This window comes from Sphingomonas sp. 3P27F8, assembly GCF_005502745.1.
In the GTDB taxonomy this organism is placed as follows: domain Bacteria; phylum Pseudomonadota; class Alphaproteobacteria; order Sphingomonadales; family Sphingomonadaceae; genus Sphingomonas.
The window spans coordinates 187,925-208,918 of record NZ_SCNL01000003.1; the positions used below are offsets into that span (position 1 = coordinate 187,925).

15 protein-coding genes and 1 tRNA gene are annotated in these 20,994 nt (G+C 64.0%); 8 read left to right on the forward strand and 8 right to left on the reverse strand.

Features of this window, described 5'->3' with window-relative positions; genetic code table 11:
- The first annotated feature begins 69 nt into the window (after positions 1-69).
- The 8 genes from FFS35_RS05600 to FFS35_RS05635 are packed head-to-tail and all read left to right on the forward strand — an operon-like array spanning position 70 to position 9,881.
- Positions 70-1,188: a PepSY-associated TM helix domain-containing protein gene (locus FFS35_RS05600; RefSeq protein ID WP_137786141.1), complete on the forward strand. Its 1,119-nt coding sequence runs from the start codon at positions 70-72 to the stop codon at positions 1,186-1,188.
- A gap of 20 nt (positions 1,189-1,208) precedes the next feature.
- Positions 1,209-3,356 carry a TonB-dependent siderophore receptor gene (locus tag FFS35_RS05605; protein WP_171007507.1) on the forward strand — a complete coding sequence of 716 codons (2,148 nt, stop codon included), beginning with the start codon at positions 1,209-1,211 and terminating at the stop codon, positions 3,354-3,356.
- Between the two features lie 23 nt (positions 3,357-3,379).
- Positions 3,380-4,102 (forward strand): superoxide dismutase, encoded by a 723-nt coding sequence (locus FFS35_RS05610; protein ID WP_137786143.1) that lies wholly within the window; start codon positions 3,380-3,382, stop codon positions 4,100-4,102.
- 33 nt (positions 4,103-4,135) lie between these two features.
- Entirely contained in the window at positions 4,136-6,172 is a 2,037-nt protein-coding gene (locus FFS35_RS05615; RefSeq protein ID WP_137786144.1) for a TonB-dependent receptor, read from the forward strand.
- A 56-nt stretch (positions 6,173-6,228) separates the two neighbouring features.
- Positions 6,229-7,083 carry an MbnP family copper-binding protein gene (locus FFS35_RS05620; RefSeq protein ID WP_171007523.1) on the forward strand — a complete coding sequence of 285 codons (855 nt, stop codon included), beginning with the start codon at positions 6,229-6,231 and terminating at the stop codon, positions 7,081-7,083.
- Positions 7,084-7,085: 2 nt separating this feature from the next.
- On the forward strand, positions 7,086-8,276 hold the full coding sequence (locus FFS35_RS05625; protein WP_212742174.1) for a methanobactin export MATE transporter MbnM: 1,191 nt from the start codon (positions 7,086-7,088) through the stop codon (positions 8,274-8,276).
- A complete protein-coding gene (locus FFS35_RS05630) occupies positions 8,273-8,629 on the forward strand; it encodes a copper resistance CopC family protein (protein ID WP_137786146.1) in 357 nt (118 codons plus the stop codon). Before FFS35_RS05625 ends, FFS35_RS05630 begins: the two co-directional genes overlap by 4 nt.
- 1 nt (position 8,630) lies before the next feature.
- Positions 8,631-9,881 carry a copper chaperone PCu(A)C gene (locus tag FFS35_RS05635; RefSeq protein ID WP_171007524.1) on the forward strand — a complete coding sequence of 417 codons (1,251 nt, stop codon included), beginning with the start codon at positions 8,631-8,633 and terminating at the stop codon, positions 9,879-9,881.
- 469 nt (positions 9,882-10,350) lie between these two features.
- On the opposite strand, the gene FFS35_RS05640 is transcribed toward FFS35_RS05635, so the two are convergent.
- The 8 genes from FFS35_RS05640 to FFS35_RS05675 form a co-directional block, all read right to left on the reverse strand.
- A tRNA-Glu gene (locus FFS35_RS05640) sits at positions 10,351-10,425 on the reverse strand.
- A 62-nt stretch (positions 10,426-10,487) separates the two neighbouring features.
- Complete coding sequence (gene recJ, locus FFS35_RS05645) at positions 10,488-12,245, reverse strand: single-stranded-DNA-specific exonuclease RecJ (RefSeq protein WP_137786148.1); 1,758 nt, start codon at positions 12,243-12,245, stop codon at positions 10,488-10,490.
- 46 nt (positions 12,246-12,291) lie between these two features.
- Positions 12,292-12,975: a 2OG-Fe(II) oxygenase gene (locus FFS35_RS05650; RefSeq protein ID WP_137786149.1), complete on the reverse strand. Its 684-nt coding sequence runs from the start codon at positions 12,973-12,975 to the stop codon at positions 12,292-12,294.
- Positions 12,976-13,060: 85 nt separating this feature from the next.
- On the reverse strand, positions 13,061-14,023 hold the full coding sequence (locus FFS35_RS05655; RefSeq protein WP_249341469.1) for an RcnB family protein: 963 nt from the start codon (positions 14,021-14,023) through the stop codon (positions 13,061-13,063).
- 124 nt (positions 14,024-14,147) lie between these two features.
- Positions 14,148-15,164: a glycosyltransferase family 2 protein gene (locus FFS35_RS05660; RefSeq protein WP_137786150.1), complete on the reverse strand. Its 1,017-nt coding sequence runs from the start codon at positions 15,162-15,164 to the stop codon at positions 14,148-14,150.
- 98 nt (positions 15,165-15,262) lie between these two features.
- Complete coding sequence (locus FFS35_RS05665) at positions 15,263-17,065, reverse strand: DUF885 family protein (protein ID WP_137786151.1); 1,803 nt, start codon at positions 17,063-17,065, stop codon at positions 15,263-15,265.
- A gap of 86 nt (positions 17,066-17,151) precedes the next feature.
- Entirely contained in the window at positions 17,152-18,747 is a 1,596-nt protein-coding gene (locus tag FFS35_RS05670; RefSeq protein WP_137786152.1) for a peptidase S10, read from the reverse strand.
- 78 nt (positions 18,748-18,825) lie between these two features.
- Positions 18,826-20,934, reverse strand: a complete 2,109-nt coding sequence (locus FFS35_RS05675) for a bifunctional (p)ppGpp synthetase/guanosine-3',5'-bis(diphosphate) 3'-pyrophosphohydrolase (protein WP_137786153.1) — start codon at positions 20,932-20,934, stop codon at positions 18,826-18,828.
- Positions 20,935-20,994 lie beyond the last annotated feature (60 nt).

Sequence of the window (20,994 nt, forward strand, 5' to 3'; positions counted from 1 at the left end):
GGTCGCCGAGCGGCGGGCGTTGATCCCACGCATCAACGCCGCACTCGCCAGCGCACCCAGCCGCACCGCATGAGATCGCGCACGCGCATTCTGCTACGACAGGTTCATCTCTGGCTTGGGCTGTCGCTTGGCGGACTATTCGCGTTGCTGGGTGCGACCGGCTCGGCCCTGGTGTTCTACATCGAGATCGACGGTGCGCTGAATCCAGCCATCGAGGAGAGGGTGAGCACGGCGGCACCGGGCTGGACCTCGCCGGTCTGGGATCGTGCGCTCGCCACCGGGCGAGCACGCTGGCACGATCCGCATGGCAGCTGGTCCCTTGAAGCCACCGGACAAGGCGGTGCGATTCCGGCGCGCTACTACCCGTCGGATCATCACAGCCATCACGCCGAGCGCGAAATGGTGTGGTTCTCGTCGGATGGGATTCGGGTGCTGCGCGCCGAGCCATGGGGCGGCTATCTGATGAGCTGGCTCTACGAGCTCCACATGCACCTGCTCGCCGGCGAGATCGGCAGCCAGATCGTCGGCTGGTCGGGCTTCGCGATGCTGGTGCTTCTGGTCAGCGGCGTCATTGTCTGGTGGCCGCGCGGGCCGTGGCGCAAGGCGCTGGCTTTCAAGCGCAAGGCTCCGCCGATCCGCCGCCTGCGCGATCTTCACAAGCTGGCTGGCGTGTGGAGCATGGCCTTGCTCTTCATCCTGGTCGGCACCGGAGCACTATTGGCGTTGCCGACGGTCAAGACCCAGTTGCTGACCGCCGTCATCGCACCGCCTGACAAGGTGCCGGACCCGCAATCGGCGGCGTCGAGCGGCGTCCAGATCCCAGTATCGCAAGCACTGGCGGCTGCGCACCGTGTGGTCCCCGAAGCAAGGCTCGCCTTCATCGACGTACCCGGGATGGGGTCCGAGCCATTTCGCATGCGGGTGCAAATGCCCGGCGATCCGCACAGCCGATTTCCAAGCAGCTTCGTCTTCGTCGATCAATATTCGGGCGAGGTACTGGCCGTGCATGACGTCCAGCGAGGCAATACCAGCACCACGACCGCCAAATGGATCCGCGTCCTCCACGACGGATCGGTTGGCGGCCTTTCGACCCGCATCCTCGCCATCATCCTTGGTTTCGTTCCGCTCGGTCTGTTCGTGACCGGGTTCCTTCACTGGCGTCGGCGCCTCGCCGCCCGCGCCCAATAAAATGCAACAGGGAGTCTCTCGTGAAATCATCGCTAATCGCCGTCGCCGCGTGCTTCGTCGCCTCGCCGGCACTCGCCCAGAGTGACGACGACGCCGATCGCCCGGAGCGCGATACGATCATCGTGACCGGCCAGCAGCTTGAGAAGGAGACCGAAGTCTCCGGCCGCCTGGGCCTCACCATTCGCGAGACTCCGGCAGTCGTGGACGTAGTCACGCAACAGGACTTCCAGCTCCAAGGCGTTCGCACCGCGATCGAAGCGATGAACGCCGCACCCGGCGTCGCATCTGGCAACCTGCCCGGATCGATCGGCTCGGTCTCGATGCGCGGCTTCCACCGCGCCGTGAACTATCTCTATGACGGCGTGCGGATGGCCAATTCCGACGTCGGCCTACGCAACTGGGACGCCTGGTCATTCGAGCGGATCGAGGTCATCAAGGGTCCTGCCTCGGTCACCTCGGGCGAAGGCGCACTTGCGGGCGCGATCAACTTCGTGCCCCGCCGCCCCAATCTGGAAGGGGCGAGCGGCGAGATGCTGGCCAGCTACGGCAGCTTCGACACCGGACGGCTCGCCGCCGACGCAAACCTGCCGTTGAGCAAGACCGTGGCCGTGCGCGGCGACGTCTCTTTCTCGCGCTCCTCGGGCTGGATCGACGATACCGACAGCCGGACGTTCGCCGCGACAGGGTCGCTTTTGTTCAAGCCCAGCGACCGCTTCTCGCTGGTGGTCTCGGTCGATCACTTTGAGGATCGGTTCAACACGGCCTATTACGGCACGCCGGTCGTCTCCCGCGCGGTCGCCCGTGACCCGTCCTCGGCCGTTTCCGGCAGTTCGGGCCTCGTGCTCGACAAGGCGATGCGCCGGACCAACTATGACTATACCGACGGCCATGACGGGTCGAACACGACCTGGCTGCGCGCGCGCACCGAATATGCGCTGACCGACACGCTCAAGATCGTCAGCGACACCAGCTATTATGACAGCTTCCGCGACTACAAGGACGCCGACGAATATAGCTTCAACGCGGCGACCGGGCTGATCGGGCGCGGCGCGACCTATATCAGCCACGATCATCAATATTGGAACCAGCGGCTGCACCTTGCCTTCGACGGGCGCATCGGCGGCCTGCGCAACCGGTTCACGATCGGCGCGGAATATGGCGAGACCGACTTCTTCACGGTTCGCCGCTTCGGCACGGGCACGTCGCTCGACCCGTTCAATCCGGTGCGCGGCACATTCCCGGCCGACACACCTGCCAATTTCGACACCCGTCAGGACGTCACCGCCAAGGTCGATGCGCTCGCGATCTTCGCGGAAAACGCACTTAACCTGACCGATCAGTGGCTGGTCGTCGGCGGCATTCGCTATGACGATGTCAAGCTCGATCGCCGCGTCCTCAACGCTACTAGCGGCGCGGTCCAGACCTACGGCCAGAGCTATCACCCGATCTCATGGCGGGCAGGCACGGTCTACAGCATTACGCCGCGGACCCAATTGTTCGCGCAATATACATATACCGTCACGCCGGTCAGCGGCCTGCTGTTTCTGAGCGCGACCAACGCCCGCTACAAGCTGACCACCGGCCGTTCTTACGAGGCCGGAATTAAGACGTCGCTCACCGGTAGCGGCGTTGAATTGACCGCCTCGGTTTACAACATCGAGCAGGACGACATCCTCACCCGCGACCCGATCAATCCGGCCGTGGTGTTTCAAGGTGGTTCTCAGCGATCACGCGGGGCGGAACTATCGCTCAACCTGCCGGTCACGCCGGAACTGAACGTGACCGCAAGCGGCACGCTGCTCAATGCGAAGTATTTGCAGCTGATCGAAGCCGGGGGGCTCAACCGTGCCGGCAACCGACCACAGAACGTACCCGAGCAACTTGCCGATCTCGTCGTTACCTATGCGCCCAAGGCGCTGCCGATAACGCTGGTGGGCAGCGTGCGCCACAATGGCGATTTCTATACCGAGACTGCGAACGTCACGAAGGTCAACGCATTCACGACGTTCGATGCGGCGGTATCTTGGAACGCACCGTTCGGTACGCTGACGCTGCGAGGGCGCAACCTGACCGACGAATTCTATGCCGACTGGTCGGGCTATGCGTCCGGCCTCGTCTTCATCGGCGCGCCGCGCAGTGTCGAACTGTCATTCACTCGCAAATTCTGATCCTCGCCAAAGGAGCCAAACTCATGCGTACCATTACTGCCATTCTCGCCACTGCCGCTGCTCTGCTGAATCCGGCCATCGCACAGGCGCAACAGTCGGAACCCTCAGCTTCGCCGCAACCGGCAGCGTTCAGCCTCCCGCCGCTTCCCTATGCCGCAAACGCGCTCGAACCTGCGATTGATGCGCAGACCATGACCATTCATCACGGCAAGCATCACCAAGCCTATGTCGACAATCTGAACAAGGCGGTGGCGGCCGATCCGGCATTGACGGGCCAGACGCTGGAGCAACTGGTTGCGCGTGCCGGCGCGCTGCCCGCTGCGGTGCGCAACAATGCCGGTGGGCATTGGAACCACAATTTCTTCTGGGCGACGATGGCGCCGCCCGCCACTGCGGGCCAGCCGTCTGCCGAACTGACAAAGGCGATCACCGCGCAGTTCGGATCGCTCGACGCGTTCAAGGCGCAATTCAAGGCGGCGGGCACAGCGCGCTTCGGTTCCGGCTGGGTCTGGCTGATCGTCGGCGCCGACGGCAAGCTCGCCATCACCTCCACCCCCAATCAGGACAATCCGATGATGGATGCCGCGGAGGTCAAGGGCACGCCGATCCTGGGCAACGACGTCTGGGAACACGCCTACTATCTCAAATACCAGAACCGTCGCGCCGATTACCTCGATGGCTGGTGGCAGGTGGTGAACTGGAAGACGGTTTCGGATCGCTTCGCTGCGGCGACATCGCGTCGCTGACCATTCCAGACACCATTCCAAAAGGGGGAAGGTATGACACAACGATTCTTATGGATTCTCTTGTCGAGCACCATGGCCGTGCCCGCAGTAGCGCAGGACCGCACGGATGATGCCGACATCGTCGTAACCGCCCAGCAGCGCGAAGAGCGGCTGATCGACGTGCCGATCACGATCGACACGATCGACGGCGCGGAGCTGAAGGAACGTCGGATCACCACGCTTCAGGAACTGTCTTTCGCGGTTCCCGAGTTGATCAATGTCGTCACCGGCATGGCACAGAACCGCGCGATGCTGCGCGGCGTGGGGGACGGCGGCGGCAACTTTCCGCAGGTCGGCATCTATCTGGACGAGATCGCTGCCGATGGTCCGCTGGGCCGCCCGCTCGACTTCCGCGCGCTCGATGTGGAACGGGTGGAGGTGCTGAAGGGGCCGCAAGGCACGCTTTACGGGCAGGGGTCACTTGGCGGCACCGTCCGCTTCCTGACCCGGGCGCCGGTGATCGGGGAGACAAGCCTGAGCGCTGACGCGGAGCTGTGGGGAACGAAGGGCGGCGCAGCGTCGCAGCGGATTACCGGCGTAGCCAATCTGGCGGTCAGCGACGGCATCGCTCTTCGCGTCTCCGGCATCTACGAGAATCTGGGCGGTTGGATCGACGCGCCGACAGCGGGCCGCCGTAACATCAACAACGGCGAGCTTTTCGAGATTCGTGTGAAGGGGCTGATCCACCTCACGGACAGCCTATCGCTGACGCCAATGGTGCAGATCCATCGCAACGATGTCGGCTCGCTCAGCAACGGCGAGAATGCCGATGCCAATCTGATCCTGCCGGCATTCGCTCCCGATGCGGTGCAGCCCGCCTCCAACGATCACGAACTTTACAGCCTGACCGCCAACTGGGACCTGGAAGGCGTGAACCTGCTCGCGGTCGGTTCCGCCTTCCGCAACGTGTCGCGCGGCGCCTTCTACAGCCCCTTCGCCGGCAATGGCCGGTTCCTCCGCTTCGACAATAACGACAAGGCGCAGAGCGTCGAACTGCGGGTGAGTTCGGAAAGCGATCGTCGTTGGCGCTGGGCTGTAGGCGGTCTGTACCGGCACGGCGATTACTTCTCGGACAACACGCTCTACCTGCTGGGGCCGGCGAACGGCACTGTCGGCACACCCGTCAATTTCCCCAACATCGCCGCCATCAAGAGTGACAGCATATCGGTGTACGCGAACACCAGCTTCGACCTGACGGACCGATTGGAGATCGGCGGCGGCCTGCGGTACTTCTCCGACAAGGAGAAGGCTCCCTCGGCAAACCAGGCGGACCAGACGTTCGATTCCGTCGACCCGCGGATTTACGTCTCCTATCGGCTCGGCGAGCGCTGGAACGTCTTTGCCAGCGTTGCGAAGGGCTTCCGCAGCGGCGGGTTCAACGTCGTCAATGCGGCTGTTCCGCCGTCGTTCGGACCGGAAAAGCTGTGGAGCTATGAACTCGGCACGAAGTTCAGCACGATGGACGGCCTGCTAACGGGCGAAGTGGCGGGCTTTATCAGCCGCTACAGCGACATGCAGGTGTCGACGATCGCCAACTCGATCGGACTTGGATACACCGGAAATGTCGGCCGCGCGCATATCAAGGGGATCGATTGGTCGCTCGAGCTTCGCCCGTTGCCATGGCTGGCGCTGGGCAGCGCCGGCGCGCTGCTCGACACGGAGGTCGTGTCGGTTGCTCCTCGAAGCGCCTATGCGCAGGGTGATCGGCTCAACTACATCCCGAAGTCCAACCTCACCTTCTTCGTCGATGCACAGGCAAACCTTTCCGCCAGCGTCCAGGGACGCGTGCGCGTGGACTATAATCGGCGCGGCGCGGGCAACGTCGCACAGCGCACGGCGAGCCTGACGGCGCAAGGCGACAGGCTGGACCTGCTGAACGCCAGCGCCACGTTCGACTTCGGACGCTACACATTGGGCGTGTTCAGCGACAATTTGCTCAACGAGCGGGACGAAATCTTCCCGAACCCTGTGGCCTTCGCAACTCGCGTGCCGCCGAGGACGATCGGCATTCGAGGGTCGGTATCTTTCTGAAGATGCACTCACCCAGCACCCGGAACTCATACAACAGACAGATAATGGAGAATGTTATGCGATCGATCATCACTGGCGGAATAGCTTTGATTAGCGCTTCCATTGCCGTGCCCGCGCTGGCGCAGGCACAGCCGGTCCAAATACGCTTCGATGCCCGTGTCGGGAGCGAACCGGCGCGTTGCGACAAGGCCTATGCCAATGTCGGCACAGCGAAGGCAGGCCTGCGTTTCCAAGACCTGCGCCTATACGTCTCGGCGGTGAAGCTGATCGACGCCAGGGGTCGTGAAGTGCCGGTGACGCTCACCCCTGACGATCAGTGGCAGAGCGATCAGGTGGCGCTGCTCGATTTCGAGAACGGTACCGGCAATTGCAACGGCAACGCGGCGACGAACATGGTGGTGCGCGGCACGGTGCCGGCGGGCAACTATCGCGGGCTCGTCTTCGACATCGGCGTCCCGCAGGCGGTCAATCATCAGGACCCGACGCTCGCCGCCGCGCCGCTCAACGTGACCGCAATGACCTGGCCGTGGCGGATCGGCTACAAGTTCACCGGGATCGATCTGGAGACCAGCGGCGGCGCGGGCGGTCCCAATGCCGCTACCGGCTTCTCGATCCATCTTGGCAGCACCAATTGCGGTGAGGGCTCGCCAATGACCGCGCCGACGACACCCTGCGCCAATCCCAACCGACCGCACTATCGGCTCGAAGGCTTCGATCCCGCGAAATCCACCGTGGTCCTCGACCTCGGCGCGCTGCTCGCGGGCACGGACATCACGGTTAATGCGCCGAAGTCAGCATCGGGTTGCATGTCCTTCCCCGGCGATGGCGACTGCACCGCGATCTTCGATCGCCTCGGCCTTGCGTTCGACGGACAGCCGTCGGCCGGGCAGAAATGGGTGCGGGCGGAATAGCCGTGCAGCGCGCGTCGAATATCGCTCTGGCTGTGTCCGCGATGTTGATGCTGTTCAGCATCGCGCACGCCCAGCAAAGACAATCGGCGCTGCAGCCGATCGAGGCGATGGTGCCCAGCCGGTACGATTTCGGTCTGCCGGGATGGGCGCCCAAGCCGATGGAGCCCGCCGCCAATCCCACGACGGCGGCCAAGGTCGAACTGGGACGCCACCTTTTCTACGACAAGCGCCTGTCCGCTGACGGCTCGATGTCGTGCGAGAGCTGCCACCAGCAATCCCGCGCCTTCACCGATGGGCGCGCGGTCGCAAGGGGCGTAACGGGCCAGTCGACCCCCCGCAACTCGATGTCGCTGGTCAACGTCGCCTATTTCCCGGTGCTGACCTGGGCCAATCCTCTGCTCAGGCATCTGGAGCAGCAGGCGCTGGTGCCGCTGATCGGCCAGGAACCGATCGAACTGGGTCTGGCGGGGAAAGAACAGGAGATGGTGAAGCGGCTCGCGGCCGAGCCGATCTATCGGCGACTTTTCGCCGAGGCCTTTCCCGAGGCCAATGGTGAAATCTCGCTCGCGACCGTCGTCCGGGCTTTGTCCGCCTTCGAGCGCTCGATCGTGTCGATGCGGTCGCCTTATGACCGCTACCGCTACGAAGGCGATGTCGATGCGGTGTCCGATGCCGCGATCCGCGGCGAGGCGTTGTTCTTCTCCGAACGCCTCGAATGCCACCATTGCCACAATGGCCTGAACCTTGCCGACACAGTGCTCCACGAGCGCAACAAGGCCGGGGAGATCGCCTTCCACAATACCGGCCTCTATAATCTTGACGGCAAGGGGGCTTATCCGGCCGACAACACCGGCATCATGGAGATCACCGGCAAGCCGGAGGATATGGGCCGGTTCCGCGCGCCGAGCCTGCGCAATGTCGCGGTGACCGGTCCCTACATGCATGACGGCTCGATCGCGACGCTCGATGGTGTTCTCGATCATTATGCGGCTGGCGGCCGGACGATCGCGTCGGGACCCCATGCCGGTATCGGGCGCACCAATCCCTTCAAAAGCTCGTTCGTGCCGGGCTTTACGCTGACGCGCGAGGAGCGGGCTGACGTTATCGCCTTCCTTAATTCCCTGACAGACGGGGCGCTGCTCCACGATCCGCGCTTCGCCAATCCCTGGCTCCGAAAGGACAAGAGCAAATGACGAAAGGATTTCGGGCGGCTCTCGCTCTGATACTGGCGGCGATACCTGCCGCCGTTCAGGCCCATACGGCACTGCGTAGCTCCAATCCGCCGAGTGGCAGCGTGCTCACCCAATCCCCGCCGGTGCTGACGCTGACCTTCCTCGAACCCGCCTCGCTGACCTCGCTGACGCTCGTCACGGCTGCCGGCGAACGGCAATTGTCCTTCACGCCGACCGGAAGCGCTACGACCTTCAATGCCGCGAGGCCAGGGTTCGCGCGTGGCCGCAACGAGGTCCGCTGGCGGGCGCTGTCGCGCGACGGGCATGTCGTCGAAGGCAGCATCATCGTCGTGCTGCGCGCGCCCAAGCCCTGACATGCTTGAGGCGATCGCTGCCATCGTCAAGGCGCTGGGCTACGCCGCAGCGCTGACCGGGGCCGGGCTGGCGATCGCGCGTGTGTCGCTCGCGTGGGGCCTCAAGACGCCGCTGCACCTCCCGACCAGTCTGGTGCGATCTGCCGGCAGTCTGCTCGTCCTCACCTCCTGCGCAACGGCGCTGATCTTCTTCCTGCGGCTCGGCGGCGATGCGGATGCCCCCACTCTCGCTGCGATCTTCCTGTCACCGCTTGGCGTCGCCCTCGGCCTGCAGCTGATCGGTGGCCTATGGCTGGCGCTCAAAACCGAACGCCGCACCGCACCCATTGGCGCGGTCTTGATTCTTGTCGCGTTCGGCGTCGTAGGCCATTCCGCCTCACGCGGGATGCTCACCTCAATCACCATAATCCTGCATGTCACCGCCGCCGCCTGGTGGTGCGGTGGGCTCTGGATTCTGCTGGCGACCGGTCGCACCGCCTCGACGAATTTCCCCGAGCTGGTCGGTCGCTTCAGCCGCCAAGCGGTCTGGGTCGTTATGGCTCTACTTATCGCCGCGCTGACGACTGCCACGCTCCTGCTCGAGTTTCGCATCGACCTCGCGCTTGCCTACCAGCAAGCCCTGTTAACGAAGCTGGGGCTGACAGCGCTGCTGCTCGCACTCGCCGGGGTCAACCGGGTCGTGCTCACACCGCAACTTGCCGGCCAGGACAGGGCGCGTATCCGGCTGCGACGGATGATCGTTGGTGAACTGCTGTTGTTCGCCGCCATCATCTCCGCGACTGCCTATATCACCACTTATCTGTCACCTCATGATACAACCGATGCCGCGCACGCTCATGGCGGCGAGGTGCAGGTCAGCGGCCCTATCGCTATCGTCGACCCATGGGCGCCGGCTATGCCCGGCGGGGCGCCCACGGGCGCTGGCTATCTGACGATCGTCAACAACCAGCCGGTCGAGGACAGGCTTATCGCGGCAAGCAGCCCCTGGGCCGAGCGGGTGACGCTGCACGCGTCGAGCACCGACCGCGGCATCGCCCGCATGCGCGACCTCAACGCTTTGCCGATCACAGCGCACGGACAGGTGACGCTGCAGCCCGGCGTCTACCATCTCATGTTCGAGGGCCTCTACGCGCCGTTCGTCGCCGGAGACACGGTGCCGCTGACGCTGACATTCCAGCGCGTAGGAAAAGTGGATGTTCAACTCACGGTTCTGCCGCTTGGTGCGCGCCCTGCTGAAAGCCATCGGCATTAAGACCGCTCACGCAACTGAAAGATATGTCCCTCTCGCACGGAGGAATGCCGAGTTTCGGCACGAGCAGTCCTTCTGGGCGAGCCGGAGGATGCCTTGGGTGCAGTGGTTCCGGCCGAGACGACTGCTAGGAATGCACGGGTCACGCACCGCCGCCACTGCGCTAATCTACGAAAACGCGCCAATTTTGGTGATTACCCGGTGATTACTTTTACCGCTTTACACTGTAGCTTATTGGATAATTTCATAAGAATGTCATATTCTTACGGGGAATTTGATCCTATGGTCTGGTACTTTCGATATTTACGGATCTGAAGCGACGAACTGAATGATTATTGATCGATGTTCACGATCGCGCAAAATGCGGCCGTGCTGGCGAAACGCAGCAGGTGATAGCGGATCGCGAACAGTCTCGATCTCTAAACTTGCGGAAACGCGCTCAATTACCGCGATTCCTGGCTTCGTCAGAATCTGGTGACCCCTACGGGAATCGAACCCGTGTTTCAGCCGTGAAAGGGCCGCGTCCTAACCGCTAGACGAAGGGGCCATTGGGCGAAGCGGCGGTTAGGCGACGGAAGCGGCGCGGTCAAGGCAACAATCGCCGCAAACTCAATCTGCCCAGGCTGCATCGTCTAGATGAAGCTCTGCCGCCGGCCGCTGCCCCCATGTATCGATCTTTGGCCGGCCGGCCAGCCACAGCCGACGGTGCGGCTCTGCGCCCAACAGGGCCTGGCCCAGCGCCGTGTCCGCCGCGCGGAAGGCCATTGCCTTGAAGCTGCGGCCGTCGTCGCCGGCCATGATTGCGCGCACATGCCCATTGCCGACCACATCGACGCGAACGGGGCGCACGCGTCCGATCGCGACGCGTGGCGAAGGCCAGCCGGTGCCATAGGGGCCGCCAGCCTCAAGCGCCTCGACCAGTTCCGGAGTAACGCCGCCCGGTGCGTGGACCGAATCGACCAGCAGAGCGCGGTCCGCCGCCGCTGCTGTGATCTTTTCGGCCAGCCGTTCCTCCAGAAAGTCCGTGAAGGCCGGAATATTGTTCGCCTCGATCGTCAATCCAGCGGCCATTGCATGTCCACCGCCTGCGACGAGCAACCCTGCCTCTTTCGCCGCGAGCACCGCCTGCCCGAGATCGACGCCGACGATCGAGCGCCCGGAACCCTTCCCGATCCCCGCTTCATCGATCGCGATGACGATCGCGGGTCGCCCACGCTTTTCCTTCAAGCGCCCTGCGACGATGCCGATAACGCCAGGATGCCATCCTGTGCCCGCGACAACAGCGACCGCGCGGTCGTGCGCCACTAAGCCCTCAGCGGACTCCTGGACGGACATTTCGATCGCGCGCCGCTCCTCGTTCAGACGGTCGAGTTCACCTGCTATATCCCGTGCCTCGATCGGATCGCGCGTGGTAAGAAGGCGCACGCCGAGATCGGCGCGCCCCACTCGCCCGCCGGCATTGATCCGCGGGCCAAGTGCGAAGCCCAGATCGGCCGCGGTTGGCGCGCGAGTCAGTCGCGCCGCGTCCATCAATGCCGCAAGCCCGATATTTTGGCGGCCGGCCATCACCTTCAGACCCTGCGCGACGAACGCCCGGTTGAGCCCGCGTAGCTGCGCCACATCCGCCACGGTGCCCAGCGCGACGATATCGAGAAGGTCGATCAGGCGCGGCTCCGGGCGCGTGGCAAACCAGCCGCGCTTCCGCAATTCGCGCAACAGCGCCGCGCCGAGCAGGAAGGCAACCCCCACGGCCGCGAGATGGCCATGCGCGCGCCCTTCCGCCTCATCCAGGCGATTCGGGTTTACCAGCGCCAGTGCCGGCGGCAGCGTGGTGGCGCATTGGTGGTGATCGACCACGATCACGTCCACCGGCACCGCTTGCGCCGCATGCAGCGCCTCAAACGCTTGTGCGCCGCAATCGACCGTAACGATCAGCGTCGCCCCCTCGCCCGCCAGACGCACGAGCGCGGCCCCGGACGGGCCATAACCCTCCATCAACCGATCCGGAATATAAGGCCGCGCCTCCAGCCCCAGCGCTCGCAGCAGCAGGATCATCAGGGCCGCAGAGGTGGCCCCGTCAACATCGTAATCGCCGAAGATTGCGACCCGCTCGCCATTCTCGACCGCGTCGGAAAGTCTGGCCGCTGCGCGGTCCATATCCCGGAAAATCGAAGGATCGGGCATGAACCCGCGTATGGTGGGATTACGGTGGAGCTCCAGCGCATCCCGCGGCGCGCCACGCGCCAGCAGCAATTGCGTGACCAGATCGTCGGGTATCAAATCTTCGCGCTGGTCCGAAGCCAATGCGCGCCAGCGCCACGGCTGGCCAAGGATGGATCTTTCAATGCCGAGGACAGATATGTTCATCGCCGCCTATTGGCACATTTCATCGCTCTCGCGCAGCCCGTCGGTATCAGCAGCCCGCTATCCAGGGGCCCTCCCGAAACCATTTCGTGACAATATATTTCACCCCCTCGGTGACGGGCGACCCCTCATGGAGCGTCGCCAGGTTCGGGCTGCCGTCCGGGTTCATGTTGTTCCAGGTGAGCAGCATCCCGCGCCGGGGCGCAACGCGAAGCCCGGCCTGTGGAAACCAGGTTGCGCCGCCCTCTTCCACGTCGTTGAGGTAGACCATCGCCGTCCAGGTCCGCTGCCCGCCGCTGATCTTCATCGCCGGCCAGTAGCTTTCGCGATCATGGAAATAGTCGTGGTGCGGGCGGAAAAGCTGGCCGACTTCGTAACGCTGGCCTTGCATCGTTTCCGCATTTTCGGGTGCGATGCCGAGCAGCGCGGCGATGCCCTCGTCAATCTCGCGCACTTCGGGGGCCGCACGTTGCATATCGCAGCTTTCGCTCGTCCGAACTTCCGAACTGTCGCGGTCGGTAAGCAAGGTTGAGGGCCGGCGGTTCGCGTCGATCATCGCGATCAACTGCGCGCACCGGCTCGCATCAAGATAGTCGCGGCAGCGATAGGCGACCGCAAGGTCGCTCGGCAGACGCTCCATACGCGGATCGGCATCCAGCCGCGCCTTCACCCGCTCGCCGATCAATCGCCGCAGTTGCGATGGTTGCACTGGAGATCCGAGATTCGCCGTCATGATCGCGCCATTTCGCGTGTGGTGCGCCCGATGACAAGGCGGGTGCCGCCGGTGGCGACACCCGACATATCGTCGAACGGAGCGCTTACCAGAATATATCGTAGATCACGTCCACGACCTGCCCGGAATAAACATCGACCAGAACGGCATCGTTATAGTAGCGCACCCAGCGATAAGGCCCGTAAACCTCCGGCAGGCGATAGCTCCACGGATCATCGATCCAGTAATCCTGCGCGAACAGCATGTTCGAGAGCGTCATCCCGACCGAGAACCGGCGATAGCCATAATCCCAGCCATAGGGCGCGTAGTAACGCGGCAGATGAAACGCCTGACGATTCTGATAACGGTAGCGGTTCCAGTCATAACGGGTGTCGCGGCGCCAGTCGCGGCTCCATCGCCCACGATTTCCATTGGCGTAACGATCGCCCCCGCTGCCACGCCGATCATCCCACCCGCGCCGAGGATCGCCCTGATAACGATCGCGATCCTGCCAGCCGCCACCGCGATAGTTGTCAGGACGCGAGTGCTGCCAGCCGCCGGTCTGCTGAGAATCGCGCCAATCGGCGCGATGCTGCTCGCGCCCGGATCCGCGACCCTGCTCGTTCGGGTCCGGACGCTGGACGGTGCCCGGGCGACCAGCAGGCGTATCGCGCCCCGGCTGTGCCCATTGCGGGCGCTGGTTCCACGGCGAAGGCTGCGCGTTCGCGCCATCTGGCCGACCGCCCTGCCACTGCGGCCGCTGGGCCTGATCGCGATTGCCACCATTCCATTGCGGGCGCTGAACATTGGCGCGATCGTCCGGCATCGGCGGACGCTGGCCGCCATCCGGCCGAGCGCGTTGCCATTGCGGACGCTGTTGAAGTTGCGGCTGCGGGGCCTGACCCTGCTGCGGCGCTGCGGGGCGTTGCCAGCCGCCGCCGGGTAACTGATGCGGTTGGTGATCGCCGCGCGGCGCACCGCCGCGATCGCCGCGATCGCCGCGTTGCTGAGCATTATCTTGCGCGGAGGCTGACAGCGGCAGCAGCGAGGCGGCGGCCATCAGGGTCATTGAAATAAGCTTTCTCATTCCCGGTCACTCCATCGCCGACGCATGGCCGGCCCTGTTGATGATGCCGTTATGAGCGAGCGATGGCGAATGCGCGCTGAACCGAGCTGTCAGCCGACTGAAAGGATCAAGCCTCGTTTGCCGTACCAGTGAAGTCGGCTGCTGGTGGCTGATCCGACTTATATCCAAGCGAAGCGCGACCGCGCACCGGCCCGGCTACGTCGGCGACCAGATAGAGAGGACGGCGCTTCGATTCGATATAGAGCCGGCCGAGATACTCGCCGATCATGCCAAGAACGAACATCTGCACTGCGCTGAGCACCGTCACCACCAGCATCGTGGAAGTCCACCCTTGCACCGGGCTGCCCTCGAAATAACCCCAGGCGATGTAGAAAAGCAGAAGCATCGACGCGCCGGCCAGCGCGACCGAAGCATGGCTGGCAAAGCGCAATGGCGCGGTCGAGAAGCCAGTCACCGCATCAAAGGCGAGGCGCAGCATTTTCGACAGCGGATAATTGGTTTCGCCAGCGTGGCGCTCGGCCCGATCATAGGGGAACGGCACCTGCCGAAACCCTACCCACGCGACCATTCCGCGAATGAAGCGCGCCTGTTCCGGCAACGACAGGAACGCATCAAGCGCGCGCCGTGTCATCAATCGAAAATCGCCGGTATCAAGCGGGATCGGCGTATCGGTCACCCGATCGAGCACGCGATAAAACGCGGCGGCGGTCGCCTTCTTGAACAGCGTCTCCCCATCGCGTTTCCGACGCACGGCGTAAACGACATCGGCCTCCTCGCGCGCCAGCGTCGCTCGCATCTCCGCGAGCAGTTCGGGCGGATCCTGGAGATCAGCGTCGAGGATCAGTATCTGCTGCCCGACGCAAAGATCCAGCCCGGCGGTAAGCGCGAGTTGATGGCCGTGATTGCGCGAAAGGTTGATCGCAACGAGGCGCGGGTCCGACGCCGCGAGGCGCTGCATGATAGGCCAGCTATCGTCGCGCGAGCCATCGTTGATGAGCACGATCTCATGATCATCGCCCACTACAGCGCGCACCGCCGCCGACACGCGCTGATGCAGCAGCGGCAGCGTTGCCGCCTCATTATAGCAAGGAATGACGACGGAAAGCTGTGGGCGGCATTGCATGGCGGCGCCCCTTATCGGCTAGCCGGGTGAAAATCACCAGATTGTTGCGAGCAACGGACGGGGGGCGCGCGGCTTGTCCGGCGCCCCCCTCCGCAGGTTCACGCGCCCGCGCGGGCGCGCTCTTCCACCATCCGCTCCAATATGGTGAGCGGCATTGCGCCCGCGTGCAGGATATCGTGGAAGTTCTTCTCGTCGAACTTCTTGCCCTGGATCGCCATCGCCTTCTCACGCGCGCGCACCCAGGCGGCATGGCCAACCTTGTAGCTGCAAGCTTGCCCAGGCTGCGTGCAGTAACGCTCAACTTCGCGCTGCGACCGAGGCTGCGCGAAGCCCACCGTCTGCACCATATAGGCAGTCGCCTTCTCGCGGCTCCACTTCTGGGTATGGATGCCAGTGTCGATCACCAGCCGCGCGGCGCGGAAGAGGTAGCTCTGCAGGAAGCCCGCGCGCTCCAGCGGCGTGGCATAGCCTCCCACCTCGTCCGCGAGATTCTCGGCGTAAAGCGCCCATCCTTCGGAATAGGCGTTGAAGAACGAAAGCTTGCGCAGCAGCGGTGTCTTGGCCTGCTGCGCGATGGTTAGTTGCAGATGATGGCCCGGCACGCCCTCGTGGTAAGTCAGCGCCGGTAGCGAATATTTCGGCCAGTCACCAACGCTCTTGAGGTTGATCCAGTAAATTGCGGGTCGGGAGCCATCTAGTGCGGCGAGGTAATAGTAGCCGTTTGATGCGCCATCCTGGATTTCGACCGGCACGCGGCGGATTTCGAGCGGTGCGTTGGGCGGGTTGTTGACCAGCCGGCCCAGCTTCGCGGTCATCGCGGCGACGCCTGCGTTGAGATCACGGATCAGCTGCTCGCGGCCAGCATCGGTATCCGGATAGAGCTGGTCCGGCCGGACGTTCAGGGCGTTGAGCCGTTCCGAGACCGAGCCCTTCGTCAGCCCGTTCGCCTTGAGGATCGTTTCAAGCTCCGCCGTGATCGAGGCGACCTGGTCCAGCCCCATGCGATGCACCTCGGCGGGCGTATAGCTGGTGGTCGTCGCCTCGGCGAGCGCCGCGGCATATATCTCGTCGCCCTTGGGCACGGCCCACAGGCCGTCGTCGGTCCGCCCCTTCAGACGCAGTTCCCTGATCAGCGCGATCTGGCGATCGAGCGCGGGATAGACCTGCTTCTCGACGATCGCGCTGGCTTTCGCCGCCCAGTCGCCGGGAATGTTCGCCTTAGCCGCGCGGGAGGCGAGCGACTCGGTAAGGCCGTTTTGAGCCGGCGCGGGGCTGCGCAACTTGCCCATCTGCCCCAGCGTCAGATCAAGCGACCAGCCGGGTGCCACATAGCCACGCGCCGCCTCGCTCCTCTGCAGCGCCGTTTCGTTGTCGAGCGTGGTGGCCATTGCCGCCAGACGATCGAGATAGGCGGAGCAATCCTCCGCATTGGTGATCGTGTGCGAGGAATTGAGGAAATCCGGCGTCTCGAAATAGACGCCGCCCTGCTGGAAGATCAGATACGGGCGCTGTACCGAATCCAGCCCGAAGCGATCCATGGGGATCGCCTGGGCGTTGAGCGAATAGAGAACCACTTCACGATCGAGCTTCGACGCCGGAGAGAGCGTTGTCGGAGCGATGGCGGTGATCTCGCCGATCGCCTGCTTGAGCATCCGCTGCCCGCGCGCGCGGCCCGCCGCGGAATTATCCCCGAGCTTGTGCTTGAGCGCGGCGTTCGGCCCCTTGTCCATGCCGAGCACGGTGGCGAGCGGGGGCGCTTCCTTGAGCAGATCGGCCATGATCCGATCGAATGTGGCGTTAAGCTTCGCGTCACCGGACGCAGCCTGCGCGCGCAGCGCGGCGGGCATCAGCGCGATCGCCGATGCTGCGGTGGTGGAAGTCAGGAATGTACGGCGGTCCATCTGGTGCCCCTCTTTATGTGGGTGATGGCATATCGTAGCGCGACGCGCGGGTGTCGCAACTCAATAATACACCCGCGCGCCGTCGATCAGTTTGCCGCCGCCGGGCCGGCGAGTGCGCTATCGTACCAGTTGACCAGATCGCGCCGCATCGCGTGCAGCGCCTCTGGGTTGAGATACGCCATGTGCCCGGCGGGATAATAAGTGAACGACAGGTTCTTCGCCTGCGCCGGCTCCAGCATCATATGGCCGAGATCATATTCGGTGCCGAAGAACGGGGTTGCCATATCGTACCAGCCGTTCATCGAAAGCACCTTGAGATAAGGGTTCTCCCGCATCGCGGTTGCCAGATCGATCGCGGTGTTCGGGTTGTTTTGCTGCGCAGCATAGCCGCCGCCCGGCGCCTTGTGCTTCCAGTTCCAGTCGAACCCCGCCGCGTCGCGCGCGGACAGGCGATATTGCATGTCGGTCTTGTAGCCGAGCGTGTTGGTTACGTAATTCTGGAAAGTGCCGATAAACGCGCCAGAGATCGCATCCGACGACGCATCCGATTCAGGCCGTTCGCCCGCCGCATCCGCATCCGTGCCCGTGTAACGCGAATCGAAGCGGCCGATCCGCTTGCGGCTGTCGCGCAGCAATTCCTTCTGGAAGCGCGGCAGATCGATACGCAGATTGGCGCGCTTGATGAACTCCGGCGAAAGACCGATCAGCTGGCTTAGCTGGTTGGCGACCTGATCGCGCTCCGCATCGGAGATCGACTGCCCCTTTGCCAGCGCAGAGGCATATGGCCCCACCGCGAAGGCCCGCGCCTGCTCCACGATGGTCGCCACGTCGGCGGGGCGATTCTGGATGCGGTTGTGATACCACGCAGTCGCAGCGTAGCTGGGCAGATAGTTGAGATAGACCTGATCCAGCCCCGGCTGGCGGGAGCCATAGTTCATGATCGACGAGAGCAGCACCACGCCGTTCAGCGCCATGCCGCGATCCTGAAGCTGATAGGCGAGCGCTCCGGAGCGCGTCGTGCCATAGCTTTCGCCGAAGATGAACTTCGGACTGTTCCAGCGCCCGTTCTTCGTCACATAGCGGATGATGGCGCGCGCGAAGGCATCGACATCCTCGTCGACGCCATAAAAATGCCCCGGCTTCGTTTCGCCCAACGCGCGCGAATAGCCCGCGCCCATCGCGTCCAGGAACACCATGTCCGTCCTGTCGAGCAGCGTATCCGGGTTAGGCCCGAAATCGAACGGTGCAGGGCGCATGAACTCCGGGTTGCCGGTGCGCAGCCGGACCGGCGCGAACGATCCCATGTGGAGCCAGAAGGTCGGGCTGCCCGGCCCGCCATTGTAGAAGAAGGTGATCGGCCGCTTCGTGCCCGGCTTCGTGCCGTCGAGCGTGTAGGCGGTGTAAAACATCGATCCGGTCGGCTTGCCCTCCGTATCCCGGATCGTGAGCGTGCCGGCGGTCGCGGTGTAGGCAAGCGTGCGGCCCGCTACCGCGACGCTGCCCCTGGAACGCTCCTCACGCTCCTGCACCGGCGCGTTGGCATAGGCGGCTTCAACCTCCTGCTTCGCGACTTCGGCGTTGGTGAGCGCGGGCTTGGCCCCCTTCTCGGCTGGCCGGGCATCCTGTGCGGCGGCGGCGACCGATGCGGTGGCAAGAAGAATGGCGGCGGCGCGCGCGATCATGGCTAAACCCTCGATTTACATGAATTTCGATGGCCGTCTCTTCGCGCGCTTAACGTCGAATCGCAACCCGCCGTGCGATCAGGCGCGTTCGGCGCCTGCCACCGCCTCCACCGCGCGCAGCCCTGCGAGCAGCCGCATCAACTGATGCGCGTCATGCACTTCCACGTCGATCGTATTCGTATGGATGCCGGTGTCGCGATTATCGAGCCGCAGGTTGATGATGTTCGCCTTGTGCTGGCCGATGATCGTCGCGATCACGCCGAGCGCGCCGGGTTCGTTGCGCACCTCCACGGTGATGCGCGCGACCGCGCCCTCGGTGGCGTCGCCCCATTGCACGTCGATCCAGTCGGTCTCCTCGTCGGTCCGCTCCGCCAGCTCGGCCAGCGTGCGGCAATCGATCGAATGCACCTCGATCGACGCATCCGGCCGCCGCAGCCCGACGATGCGGTCGCCCGGCACCGGATGACAACAGGTAGCGAGCTCATAGGCGACGCCGGGCGCAAGCCCCTCGATCGAGATCGCGGAGGATTGCGGCGGCGCTTCCGCCACTTCCGCGCCGGCCGATCCGGGCATCAACGCCTCCATCACCTCCGCATCGGTCAGCTTGCGGCGCGCGATCGCCGTCAGGAACTGCACGTCATCGGCAAGCTTCAGGCGCTTAAGCGCCTCCTCCAGCGCCCCGGCCGCGAGCGGCGCGGGCAAGCGCGCCAGAATATCGTCGTAGAGCTTGCGCCCGAGCGTCATGATCTGCTCGCGCTCGACCTGGCGGAGATGCCGGCGGATCGCGGCCAGCGCCTTGCCGGTGATCGCGAAGCCCAGCCAGTTCGGCTGTGGCGTCTGCGCCTTGGAGCGTAGCACCTGCACCTGATCGCCATTCTGTATCTCGGTGCGCAGCGGCACCACCCGCCCGTTGATCTTCGCGCCGACCGCCTGATCGCCCAGATCGGTATGCACCGCATAGGCGAAGTCGATCGGCGTCGCGCCCTTGGGAAGCTGAATCAGCTCGCCCTTCGGCGTGAAGGCGAAGATGCGATCCTGATACATCGCCATCCGGGTATGCTCGAGCAGTTCCTCGGGCGTCGCGGCATTTTCGAGAATTTCGACGAGATCGGCGATCCAGTTCTGCTGCTGCGTTTCCGGGCGGACCTTCAGATCCTGCTTGTATGCCCAGTGCGCGGCGAGGCCGTATTCGGCCTGCGCGTGCATATCCTCGGTCCGGATCTGGATTTCGACGCGCTGGTTCTCGGCGTGCATCACGGTCGTATGCAGCGATCGATAGCCGTTGCGCTTGGGCGTGGAGATATAGTCCTTGAACCGCCCCGGCACCGCGGGCCAGCGCCGGTGGATCTGCCCGAGCGCGGCATAGCAATCCTCGACCGTCGGAACGATCGCACGGAACGCCATGATGTCGGAGAGCTGCTCGAAGCTGATGTGGCGCTCCTGCATCTTGCGCCAGATCGAATAGGGATGTTTCTCCCGCCCGGAGATTTCGGCCTGGACACCGTGGCGGGCAAGCAGGGTCTTGAGGCCGGCGCCGATCTTCGTGATGCGATCGCCGCCGCCGGATTTCAGTTGGTCCAGCCGGCGGGTGATCGATTCATATGCCTCCGGCTCGAGCTGCTGGAAGGCGAGCGTCTGCATCTCCTTCATGAACTCGTACATGCCGATCCGCTCCGCGAGCGGGGCATATATGTCCATCGTCTCCTTGGCGATGCGCCGGCGCTTCTCGGGCTTCGAGATATGATGGAGCGTGCGCATGTTGTGCAGCCGGTCGGCCAGCTTGACCAGCAGCACGCGGATATCGCCGGACATGGCGAGCAGGAACTTGCGCAGGTTTTCCGCGGCGCGCTCATTCTCCGTCTGCGCCTCGATCTTCGACAGTTTTGTCACGCCATCGACCAGCCGCGCGACATTATCGCCGAACAGGTGCTGGATCTGATCCGGCGTGGCCACCGTATCCTCCACGGTATCGTGCAGGATCGCGGTGGCGATCGTCTCGTCGTCGAGGTGCAGCTCGGTAAGGATGCCTGCCACCTCGATCGGGTGGCTGAAATAGGGATCGCCCGAGGCGCGCTTTTGCGTGCCGTGCGCGTTGACTGAAAACACATAGGCGCGGTTCAGCAGCGCCTCGTCGGCTTCCGGATCGTAGGCCAGGACCCGATCGATCAGCTCATATTGTCTCAGCACGCTCGCACGATGCCGCGTTCGGCTATTGCTTTGCAACAGAAATGGTCCTCCCGCCGCGGC

Excerpts from the sequence above, each read along its gene's own strand:
- FFS35_RS05650 (WP_137786149.1), bottom strand. The coding sequence starts at position 12,975 with ATGACGGCGAATCTCGGATCTCCAGTGCAACCATCGCAACTGCGGCGA.
- FFS35_RS05630 (WP_137786146.1), top strand. The coding sequence starts at position 8,273 with ATGACGAAAGGATTTCGGGCGGCTCTCGCTCTGATACTGGCGGCGATA.
- recJ (WP_137786148.1), bottom strand. The coding sequence starts at position 12,245 with ATGAACATATCTGTCCTCGGCATTGAAAGATCCATCCTTGGCCAGCCG.
- FFS35_RS05610 (WP_137786143.1), top strand. The coding sequence starts at position 3,380 with ATGCGTACCATTACTGCCATTCTCGCCACTGCCGCTGCTCTGCTGAAT.
- FFS35_RS05655 (WP_249341469.1), bottom strand. The coding sequence starts at position 14,023 with ATGACCCTGATGGCCGCCGCCTCGCTGCTGCCGCTGTCAGCCTCCGCG.
- FFS35_RS05670 (WP_137786152.1), bottom strand. The coding sequence starts at position 18,747 with ATGATCGCGCGCGCCGCCGCCATTCTTCTTGCCACCGCATCGGTCGCC.
- FFS35_RS05600 (WP_137786141.1), top strand. The coding sequence starts at position 70 with ATGAGATCGCGCACGCGCATTCTGCTACGACAGGTTCATCTCTGGCTT.
- FFS35_RS05615 (WP_137786144.1), top strand. The coding sequence starts at position 4,136 with ATGACACAACGATTCTTATGGATTCTCTTGTCGAGCACCATGGCCGTG.
- FFS35_RS05660 (WP_137786150.1), bottom strand. The coding sequence starts at position 15,164 with ATGCAATGCCGCCCACAGCTTTCCGTCGTCATTCCTTGCTATAATGAG.
- FFS35_RS05665 (WP_137786151.1), bottom strand. The coding sequence starts at position 17,065 with ATGGACCGCCGTACATTCCTGACTTCCACCACCGCAGCATCGGCGATC.
- FFS35_RS05620 (WP_171007523.1), top strand. The coding sequence starts at position 6,229 with ATGCGATCGATCATCACTGGCGGAATAGCTTTGATTAGCGCTTCCATT.
- FFS35_RS05635 (WP_171007524.1), top strand. The coding sequence starts at position 8,631 with ATGCTTGAGGCGATCGCTGCCATCGTCAAGGCGCTGGGCTACGCCGCA.